The 9,999-nt window shown below is 42.4% G+C and carries 11 protein-coding genes; 7 read left to right on the forward strand and 4 right to left on the reverse strand.

Annotated elements, in window-relative coordinates; all coding sequences use genetic code 11:
- Nucleotides 1–15 precede the first annotated feature (15 nt).
- Together MB09_RS02695 and MB09_RS02700 are read right to left on the reverse strand one after the other, a co-directional pair.
- A complete protein-coding gene (locus tag MB09_RS02695) occupies nucleotides 16–1,302 on the reverse strand; it encodes a sensor histidine kinase (protein ID WP_045079288.1) in 1,287 nt (428 codons plus the stop codon).
- Complete coding sequence (locus MB09_RS02700; protein WP_045079289.1) at nucleotides 1,299–1,976, reverse strand: response regulator transcription factor; 678 nt, start codon at nucleotides 1,974–1,976, stop codon at nucleotides 1,299–1,301. The genes MB09_RS02695 and MB09_RS02700 overlap by 4 nt, the downstream gene beginning before the upstream one ends.
- Before the next feature lie 74 nt (nucleotides 1,977–2,050).
- Between MB09_RS02700 and MB09_RS02705 the strand changes: the two genes are divergently transcribed.
- Complete coding sequence (locus tag MB09_RS02705; RefSeq protein ID WP_045079290.1) at nucleotides 2,051–2,428, forward strand: PH domain-containing protein; 378 nt, start codon at nucleotides 2,051–2,053, stop codon at nucleotides 2,426–2,428.
- Between the two features lie 62 nt (nucleotides 2,429–2,490).
- Here the strand turns inward: MB09_RS02705 and MB09_RS02710 are convergent, their stop codons facing one another.
- Both MB09_RS02710 and MB09_RS02715 read right to left on the reverse strand, forming a co-directional pair.
- Nucleotides 2,491–2,874 carry a DUF3037 domain-containing protein gene (locus MB09_RS02710; protein ID WP_045079291.1) on the reverse strand — a complete coding sequence of 128 codons (384 nt, stop codon included), beginning with the start codon at nucleotides 2,872–2,874 and terminating at the stop codon, nucleotides 2,491–2,493.
- Entirely contained in the window at nucleotides 2,852–3,649 is a 798-nt protein-coding gene (locus tag MB09_RS02715) for a HipA family kinase (RefSeq protein ID WP_045079292.1), read from the reverse strand. The genes MB09_RS02710 and MB09_RS02715 overlap by 23 nt, the downstream gene beginning before the upstream one ends.
- A gap of 144 nt (nucleotides 3,650–3,793) precedes the next feature.
- On the opposite strand from MB09_RS02715, the gene MB09_RS02720 reads away from it, so the two are divergent.
- From MB09_RS02720 to MB09_RS02745, 6 genes are all read left to right on the forward strand, one after another.
- Nucleotides 3,794–5,272 carry a potassium/proton antiporter gene (locus MB09_RS02720; RefSeq protein WP_045079293.1) on the forward strand — a complete coding sequence of 493 codons (1,479 nt, stop codon included), beginning with the start codon at nucleotides 3,794–3,796 and terminating at the stop codon, nucleotides 5,270–5,272.
- Between the two features lie 160 nt (nucleotides 5,273–5,432).
- The gene (locus tag MB09_RS02725; protein WP_045079294.1) at nucleotides 5,433–5,972 is read left to right on the forward strand and encodes a DUF3124 domain-containing protein; all 540 of its coding nucleotides are present in this window, start codon (nucleotides 5,433–5,435) and stop codon (nucleotides 5,970–5,972) included.
- Nucleotides 5,973–6,117: 145 nt separating this feature from the next.
- Complete coding sequence (gene yaaA, locus MB09_RS02730; protein WP_045079295.1) at nucleotides 6,118–6,879, forward strand: peroxide stress protein YaaA; 762 nt, start codon at nucleotides 6,118–6,120, stop codon at nucleotides 6,877–6,879.
- Between the two features lie 6 nt (nucleotides 6,880–6,885).
- The gene (locus MB09_RS02735; protein ID WP_045079296.1) at nucleotides 6,886–7,314 is read left to right on the forward strand and encodes a PH domain-containing protein; all 429 of its coding nucleotides are present in this window, start codon (nucleotides 6,886–6,888) and stop codon (nucleotides 7,312–7,314) included.
- A gap of 68 nt (nucleotides 7,315–7,382) precedes the next feature.
- Nucleotides 7,383–8,042: a uracil-DNA glycosylase family protein gene (locus tag MB09_RS02740; protein ID WP_045079297.1), complete on the forward strand. Its 660-nt coding sequence runs from the start codon at nucleotides 7,383–7,385 to the stop codon at nucleotides 8,040–8,042.
- Nucleotides 8,043–8,305: 263 nt separating this feature from the next.
- Nucleotides 8,306–9,999 (forward strand): HYR domain-containing protein (locus MB09_RS02745; RefSeq protein ID WP_045079298.1); only part of this gene is annotated, 1,694 nt, incomplete at its 3' end.

The raw sequence follows: 9,999 nt of genomic DNA on the forward strand, positions 1-9,999 counted from the left end.
GAAGGAATTTGGAATTTACAACACTTTGGCAATTTTTGTGAAATCTATAACAAAGCAGTGTTCGCCTTCATTATAGTAATAAGAAATTGGAATATCATAAAATTCACAAACGGCCTTGCAAACGGCCAGTCCAAGGCCAGTACTTTGATTGTTGTTTGCATCTTTCTGAAATCTTTGGAAAACAATCTCAGGATTAAGGGCTTTGTTTGAGCCAGCATTACAAACGGTCATTTTAGATCCTTCCAAAAATAGCTGGATATGGCCATTTTCAATATTGTGAAAAACCGCATTTTTTATCAGATTTGAAACTAGAATACGAGCGAGGCTAGGATCGATGAATACGGTAATTGAATTTTGAAACTTCTTACTTATCTCAATATTCCTGTACTTGATATAATCCTCAAAATGGGTCAAGGTTTCTTCCAATAAAGAATTTATTCCGATAGATGTGGGTTCGTCAAACTGTTTGTTTTCAATCTTAGCGAGAAGCAGGAGCGATTTATTCAATTGAACCATTCGCTCAGCCATCTGTATAACTTCGGCAACGGTCTGGGCATCTTTGGAGTTCAGGGTTTCCGATTCCAGTAGCAATTCCAGCTTGTTGCTTATTACTGCCAGTGGAGTTTGCAATTCGTGCGATGCGTTTTCGGTGAATTGCTTTTGCGAAAGGAATGCTTCCTGTGAATGCCGAATCAGCGCATTTGCCGCTTGTTGCAATTCAAGAAATTCAGGGGTAGTGGTTTTTACGGAAATTGCGGTCGTATCCTTTTCCAATCGGAATTTACGAAGGCGGGCAACAAGTTCGTGAAACGGATTCCATACGCGTCGCAAAATTAAATTGTTGATAAGGATAATACTTGCCACGAGGATAAAAAATAGCCAGACTACGCTCCAAAAAGCATCTTCCAGCAAATCATCCTCCTCCACCAAAGAGGAGATTATCTTTATCCTGTAGTATTTTCCATCATTGGCAAAGGCCGAATGCAAAATGCGGACGGGTTCCATGTCGTCCTCATTTTGACGATACATTAAGGTATCTTTATATACATCGCGTACTTGCAGTGCCGTGATTCTGTCTATAGGGTGGATTTCAAAATTATTGCCTCCAAATTCACGTTGCAATAAAAGGGTGCTATCTGTAGCCACTTTTTGGATGAGCAGCAATTTATTGTTTTCCAGGCCGTCGTCTATGCTGTCACGGATTTCGTCTTTCAGGTTTATATAGAAGATAACTGACCAAATGCCGATTATGAAGAAAAACGAAATAGAAAGATAGAGCAATGAGCGGTTTAGCAGTTTCATGGTTCCAGGAGTTTATAGCCAACCCCATAGACTGATTCTATTTGAATGCTGGCCTGTGCATCTAGCAGTTTTTTGCGCAGGTTTTTGATTTGGTAGTAGATGAAATCAAAATTATCTGCCTGATCTATATGGTCGCCCCACACATATTCTGCTAGGGCAGATTTTGTAATGAGCCTATTCTTGTTTAAGAGAAAGTAATTTAAAATATCAAACTCCTTGCGGTTTAAACGTACTGTTTCACCTGCTATATATAACATTCTCTCATTAAGGTCTAAAAGTAGGTTGCCTACGTCCAGGGTATCTTTACCATCTTGCTGTTTTCGGCGTAACACGGCCTTAATACGGGCGTTAAGTTCTGCAATATGGAAGGGCTTGGTTAGGTAATCGTCCGCACCAAGTTCAAGGCCTACCAATTTATCGTCCAATGAATTTTTGGCGCTTATGATGATTACGTTTTCAGATTTGCCATTTTTCTTCAAATCCTGCAATAGTTCGAGACCGCTTCCGCCGGGCAGCATAATGTCCAAGAGAATACAATCGTAGTCGTAAAGCCCAATTTTTTCAAACGCCGATTTAAAATCTTCGGCAGTCTCCACGAGATAGTGATCCTTTTCCAGAGAATTTACCAGTGTTTCGCGGAGCTCTTTCCCGTCTTCAACAATCAGAATTTTCATGCCATAAAAATAGAGATTAAAGTGGGAAAGATTTGGGAATTGCTTATTTTTCCGAAATATAAAAGATATGGATTATGAGTCTATTCAATAAAATATTGGGAAACGCGAGTGAAGTTTCCGCAGAAAAATTAAACGGGAAATACGGACGTCTTTTAATTGAAGGCGAAGTAGTGGAGCTTGGGTTTTCCCTGTTCCGCGATGTATTTATGTTTACGAACAAACGCCTAATCTTGATTGACGTGCAAGGCATAACCGGCAGCAAGGCCGAATACAAATGCCTTCCCTATAAACACATTTCGCGGTTCTCTTTGGAAACTGCCGGCACCTTTGACCTAGACGCCGAATTGAAAATCTGGATAAGCAGTGAAGACACCCCCACGGTGAGCAAAAAATTCAATAAAAGCATAGATATTTATGAAGTACAGAAGTATTTGGCTTCCAAAGTTTTATAAAGGGATTTAACCGTAGGGATGTTAATTCCCACAAAACTTTAAAAAGGTCTGCGCCGAGATTTTCACAAAACCAATTCATTAAAGAGCCGCTCCAGGGTAGCGTCCAAATCGTCACTGAACCCATTGTGGGGGCGTGAGGTTTGAAGCGAGGAACTGCGTTGCGCGGTAAGCCATCGAAACCGGTCGGGAGTATCCCACTGAGCTACGGGGCCACCGTCTTTTGCGCCCGTACAGATTTTGTGGAAGGCGTTGAGATTTTTTTCAAAATCCTCAACTCCCACTTCGCAGGAAAAAAGTTTTAGCTTTTCGGTGTCAATTTGATATTTGCAGTTTAGGTATTTGGCACCCTTGCTAAAGAGGATAATACCCACGTTAAGGAATTCTTCCCGTTCCACGCGTGGTACCAAACGTATTACCGCATATTCATATAAGTGTTTCCCGGGCATGCTGTATCTGTTTTACGAAGTTGTGGGCGTGGTCTCTGCGATGTGCCAAAAACTGAAAATATACCTCTCTTATTTCTTGGGTTTCCATTTCGGAACCTTCCCAATCTAACCATTCTGAAGGAATTAAGCTGGTAATTTCCCGTAGCTTTTCATCAGATAGTTGGTCTATCATTTCATTGTTAATTGCTTCCACCAAGGAAGCCTGCGGAAGGAGAACGTGGTCCTTAATGTATGGAAATGGGCTTTCCGCCGCCTTTTTCCAATCGCTCCACGAATGGTGAAAATAGAAGGTCGCTCCGTGGTCTATCAGCCAGAGCTCCTTATGCCAAATAAGCATATTCGTATTTTTCACGGTTCGGTCTATATTCGTTGTATATGCATCGAGCCAAACAATTTTGGAAGCCAATTTTTCATCTACCTGTGTCACCACGGGATCAAAAGTTAGCGCTCCCGATAGAAAATGAAGCGCAAGATTGAGGCCTTGGCTGCCTTTTAAAAGATCCTGAATTTCTTCGTCGCCCTCACTTCTGCCGAAGGCTTCATCAAGATTTGCAAAAACCATTTCGGGAACCTTGAGCCCTAAGGTACGGGCAATTTCGCCACCCAATAACTCGGCAATCAAAGCTTTGGACCCGTGCCCGGCACCGCGAAATTTTAAAACATACTTGAAGTCGTCGTCCGCTTCGGCCAACGCGGGCAAGGAGCCTCCTTCCCTTAATGGAGTAATGTAACGGGTTACGTTAACGGTGCGGAGTTCTGTTTTGTGGGTTGCCATCGCTTGCAAAATTAGGATTATTTGTGGATATGGAAGCGCAATCGGGCTGTGATGTTTTTATGACACTTAAATTAGATTTGGTTGAAATTTTAAAAATTTTAATTCGTATTTTGCCACAATATGATACCTCTAAAATAGAAGTTGTTGAATTTAACTATTGAAAACATCATTCTTGTTGGCTCTATCCTGCTATTAATAAGTATTATAGCGGGAAAAACTTCCTACAAATTTGGCGTGCCCACCTTAGTGCTTTTCTTGGGGATCGGCATGCTCGCCGGCGAGGATGGCATTGGCGGTATCAGTTTTAACGACCCGCAACTGGCCCAACTGGTTGGGATTATTTCTTTGAACTTTATACTCTTTTCCGGTGGTCTTGACACCGACTGGAAGGCCGTAAAGCCAATTATGCGGGAAGGCTTCGCGCTTTCTACACTCGGGGTTTTGCTTACGGCTGTTGGCTTGGGAACCTTTGTGTACTACGTGACCGATTTCACAATATATGAAAGTCTGCTGTTGGGAAGCATTGTTTCCTCCACGGACGCGGCGGCGGTATTTTCCATTTTGCGCTCCAAAAACCTCGCGCTCCGTGCTAATCTGCGCCCCACGCTCGAGATGGAAAGTGGAAGCAACGACCCCATGGCCTATGTCTTGACCATTGCTTTTTTGGGTTTGGTAATAAATCAGGATAAAGGGCTGGTGTCAATGATTCCCTTGTTTTTCCAGCAAATGATTATTGGGACCATCGCAGGGTTTGGGTTCGGAAAATTGAGCAAAATCATTATCAACAGAATAAATCTGGATTTTGAGGGACTCTATCCGGTATTGGTAATTTCATTGATGTTTATAACCTTTTCGGTAACCGATTTTGTGGGCGGAAATGGTTTTCTGGCCATCTACATCTGTGCAGTGTTTTTGGGCAACCAGTATGTTATTCACAAAAAGACCATCCTTAAAATGTATGACGGACTGGCGTGGTTGATGCAGATTGTCTTATTTCTCACCTTGGGCCTGTTGGTGTTTCCCTCGCAAATTGTCCCTGTAATTGGTATTGGTCTGATAATCTCCCTGTTTTTGATATTTGTGGCGCGCCCCGTGGCGGTATTTATAAGTCTGATTCCCTTTAAAATGAAGTTGCGCCGGCGGTTTTATATCTCTTGGGTAGGTTTGCGCGGCGCGGTGCCCATAGTGTTTGCAACCTATCCGCTATTGGCCGGAATAGGTAAAGCGAATATGATTTTCAATATTGTGTTTTTCATATCATTAACCTCTATTCTTATTCAGGGAACGACCCTTTCGGTAGTTGCAAAATGGTTGAAGGTAAGTATTCCCAGTGAAGAAAAAATCAGAACCCCTTCTGAGCGGTTTCTGGAAGAACATCCCAAAACCGAAATGCGGGAAATTGGAATTGCTAACGGAAATAAGGTGGTAGGCAAAAAAATAGTGGACATAGAATTTCCGAAAACGGCAATCATTGCCATGATAAAACGGGATGAAAAATACATCACGCCCAATGGGAGTACCGTAATCAATGCCGATGACGTGCTCATTGTACTTTCGGAAACAAAAAAAGGTATCAAAAAAGTTTTTAAGGCTTTGAATATCCAAGAGTTTTCGGCGGCATAAGTTTTCTTTTAACAAAGGGCAATATTGCAGAGGCCGCCGATATATTGAAAATGCAATAATTTGCCCCATCAGCAACAGGCAGGGGAATAATAGAGTAATGAATTGCGATATGAAACTTGAAATCAATAAAAAACCGTAGCTTTATTGGGAATAATTTATAATGAAGAACATTTCTAAAATAGTCCATTTCGCAGGAATAATATTTTTGGCTGCGATGTTTATTTCCTGCGAGGAGCAAAAGGAAATAAGCTCCTACCATCCCAATCATTGGGAAGACCATTACGTTGATGCCAATAATTCAGGGCTAAAAGGCGATTCGCTCCAAAGTGGTAAAACTTATTTGAGCATCTATTCGCATATCTATAGTTTCTCGATGGAAAAATCGCAGAATTTAACCGCAATGGTAAGCTTAAGAAATGTGAGCGAAACGGACACTATCTATATTTCAAAAGCCGATTATTACGGTACGGAGGGACAGTTGATCCGTCATTATTTCAAAAAACCAATCTATCTAAAACCTTTGGAAACCGTTGAAATTGTTATTGACGAAACAGACCAGCACGGTGGCAGCGGCGCAAACTTTATTTTTGAATGGACTACCACAGCCTCCACGCCCGAACCACTTTTTGAGGCAATTATGACTTCACTTCGGGGTGCCCAGGGGCTGAGTTTTACCACTGTGGGAAGAAGGATTAAGTGAAGTATGAATACGAAATTCGAAAGTAGAAATAAGACAATTGAAACCTGAAATCTGAAACAGTAAATCCAAAACCTGCTTGTCGTGCCTTTGGTGGACAGGTCCCAAATTCCAATAGTTTTCGTTATTTTTGAAGAAAAAGAATTGAATGAAAATAGTAATCTCCCCAGCCAAAACGCTGGATTATGACTCAAAACTTCCCACAGCCCGCGCTACGCAGCCCAAATTTTTGGAAGAGGCAGAATTGATAAACAACAAATTGGAGCGCAAAAGCAAGAAAGCCATCGGCAAGTTGATGGATATAAGCGATAAACTGGCAGAACTCAATTACCAGCGCTATAAGGAATTCAACACGCCTTTTACAAAAAAGAACGCGCGCCCTGCGGTATATGCCTTTGCTGGCGATGTTTACACTGGTTTGGACGCCTATACCATTCCTTCGGAAAAAATTGATTTATTACAGGACTCGCTACGTATCCTCTCAGGCATGTACGGCCTGCTGCGGCCGTTGGATTTAATCCAGCCGTATCGTTTGGAAATGGGCACCAAGCTTCCCATAAATCGTAAAAAGGACCTTTATGCTTTTTGGAAAAAACCCATTACCGAAGCCTTGAATGATGAGTTGGAGGACGACGAACTTTTCCTAAACCTTGCCAGCGTGGAATATTTCAACGCCATAGACGAAAAGAAGCTGAAAGTTCCCGTCATTTCTCCCGTCTTTAAGGATTTCAAAAATGGTGAGTTAAAAATTATAGCCTTTTATGCCAAAAAAGCCCGCGGCAGCATGGCCCGTTTTGCCATCGATAAAAATGTAAAAAGCCTGGATAGCTTGAAGGCGTTCGACTATGACGGATATGGTTTCAGTGAAAAATATACCGAGAAAGAAAGTGAGCCTGTTTTCATTAGATAACCGGTAATGAAATTTAAAAGCAGAAGGGATAATCTTTTCAATTTATTAATTCTTGGCTCCAGTGCTTTTTTGATTGGCATAACCGTGTATGGCCATATTACTGGCCGAATAGAACCCAGGGATTATTGGACTTCTGCCATTATTTTTCTTCTCGTCGTATTTTTACTTTGGATTTTTTTCGGTACCGGCTATCAATTGAAACCAACCTATTTTATTTATAAAAGCGGTCCCTTCAGAGGAAAAATAGAAATAGACCGAATCCGGAAAATTGAAGTGGGAAAAACAATGTGGGTGGGTTTTAAGCCTGCAACGGCACGGAAGGGGTTGATTGTTCACTATGATAAATTCAATGAAATTTACATAAGCCCAAAAACGAATGAGGTTTTCATCCAAAAAATTTTAGAACTGAATAATAATATCGAAATTGAATCGTAAATCGCCATTCTAAATTTATCAATCATAAATCTAAAATCGTAAATCTAAAATCGTAAATCGTAAATCCCTTGTTCCACCACATTCATCCATACCCGCCTTTTATTCCCGAAAATGCAACTAAGCTCATAGTTGGTACTTTGCCGCCGCCACGTTTCACGACCGGCGAATTAAAGGAGGGCGATGTGGATTTTTGTTACGGTAGCCGCGATGGCCAGCTTTGGACTATTTTGGACAAAATCTTTGACCTCGATTTAAAATACGAAACCACGGCCCAGGCCATTGCACAGCGTGAGCATTTCTTAAAAAAAAGAGGAATCGGTATCTGCGATATGGTAGCTTCGGCCAAACGGGAAAAAATAGATGCTTCGGATATTGGGATGATGGATGTGGAACTACGCGATCTGGTTGCCATCCTTCAGCAAAACCCCAGTATAGATACGCTGCTCTTTACGGGCGGAAACAGTAAGAATGGACCGGAATATTTCTTCCGAAGAAAATTGAGGGAATACAACATTTCGCTCAAGTTGGTTTCAAACAAGGTGCCCCGCATCCATAGCTTCAAACTTCCCGAGAGCGGTAGGATTATAAAGACCGTTTCGTTGATTGCCCCATCGGGTGCCGCGAATAGGGCAGTGGGCAGCCTGGCCGAATATAAGAGGATGAAGGCTGAGTTTCCTGAAAAAACCACCATAGACTTCCGAGCAGATTTGTACAAACCATTTTTTTAATTAGTGGCTGTCTTATAGACCAGTAAGTTTTGAAGGTTGAACTGTTCCAATTACTTGCTATTTCTACATTTTTTTAAAAAAACTTTATCTCAAATCTAGAGTTGTATAAGTCCTTCTATAACAGAGCGTTAATTTATTTGGAAAAAATTTCTGTGTTTTGTTTTAAGTCGAGATTGTTCTCGCTTTTAGGAAATTATTTGCCATTTAAGATAAATTAAACTATTTTTAGTGAAATTTTAACAATCAATTTAAATTATGAATTTATGAAAAAAATTACATTTTTGATTTTATCGGTAATGATAATGTCAACGTTCAGTTGGCATGTCAATGCGCAGACAGAAATTCCGCATGCGAATGCTACGCTTACTAGCGGTGTGGATTTTGTAGATGGGGATATTTATACTGATTCCGGCGGTTCTGCCGCAAATTATTCTACTAGCGAAAATTCTACGATTACCTTTCAGGCTGCAGCGGGTGAAACCCTCTCTTTTACTTTTACAACATTTGCAGTTGAAGCCAGTTCATTTTCTTGTTTTGACAATTTATCGGTAACAGGTGACGCTAATGGTTTGGATGGCACATATTCTGGCGATGAAAATGATGGTGGAACAAATTTGGGTTGTACGGATGCAACTGATGGCTCTGGTAATCCAATCTTGGGACCATTTACGACTGCTCCTGGAGGTTCTATATCTTTTGCCTTTTCTTCGGACGGTTCTGTAACTAAGTTCGGGTGGACTGCAACAATTGGAGTTTCCATTGTAGTGGGCAATCCACCGGTAATAGTATGTCCAACAGATATTACAGCCAACAACGTTCCAGGAACCTGTGGCGCCGTGGCAAACTATTCAGCTCTTGCTATAGACACCGAGGACGGTGATATCTCTGGGGATATCGTATCTACGCACCCAAGTGGAAGTACTTTCCCAGTGGGCGTTACTACCGTAACACTATCGGTTACTGATAGCGATAACAACACCAGCACCTGCGACTTTACGGTTACCGTTCTGGACAATGAGGCGCCTATGGCTGTTTGCCAGGATATCACCGTAGATCTTGATCCCGTTACCGGAATGGCAGTGATTACCGCCGCCGATGTGGACAACGGTTCTACGGACAACTGCGGTATAGCATCCATGAGCTTGGACGTTTCCTCTTTCGATTGCTCCATGACCGGTGCGAATACCGTTACATTAACTGTTACCGACAACTCTGGAAATTCTACAACCTGTACCTCAACGGTTACGGTGCAGGACGTTACCGCGCCCGAGGTTTTCTGTGTGGGCGGATTTGGAATCTTTACCGAGTCTGAGGACTTTGAGGGTGCCACTATCCCGACCGGATGGACAACTGTAATAGAAGCCGGTTCGCGTGATTGGGAATTTGGTTCAGGAAACATGCCGAATGGTGATGATTTTCCAACCAATGCCGCAGTATTCAACGATGATGCCGCGGGAATTGGACAGACCAATCTTGTAAGATTATTATCTCCTGTTTATGATTTGACCGGAGCTTCCAACGTAACTGTAGGCTATGATGTTGCTTTTCAAGAATCTGGAAACCAAGAGTTTATCGTAGAGGTTTACGACGGTTCCGCTTGGCAACAAATTGCTTTTTATGATGAAGATTTAGATCCGGATATTCAAACCGAGTCGATCGATGTTTCCGCTTATGTTAACGCATCCTTCCAGGTACGCTATACCTTTGACGACCTTGGCGGATGGGGCTGGGGCGCTGGCGTGGACAACTTCCTGTTGACCTACGAAGCGGCCGCGGGCGGTGGCCTTGACGTTTTCCTTGACGCGAACGGTATGGCCTCAATCAGCCCCAACGATCTTGTGACCGGTGTTAACGAAGCTTGCGGATATACTATTTCCGCTGCCGGAACGGGCGGCGGCTCTATGGAAACGCTTACCACCACCTTTGCCGGCGGGAACGGCCTTGACGGCGCCATGTT

The sequence above is a fragment of the Aequorivita vladivostokensis genome (assembly GCF_000952855.1).
Lineage (GTDB): Bacteria > Bacteroidota > Bacteroidia > Flavobacteriales > Flavobacteriaceae > Aequorivita > Aequorivita vladivostokensis.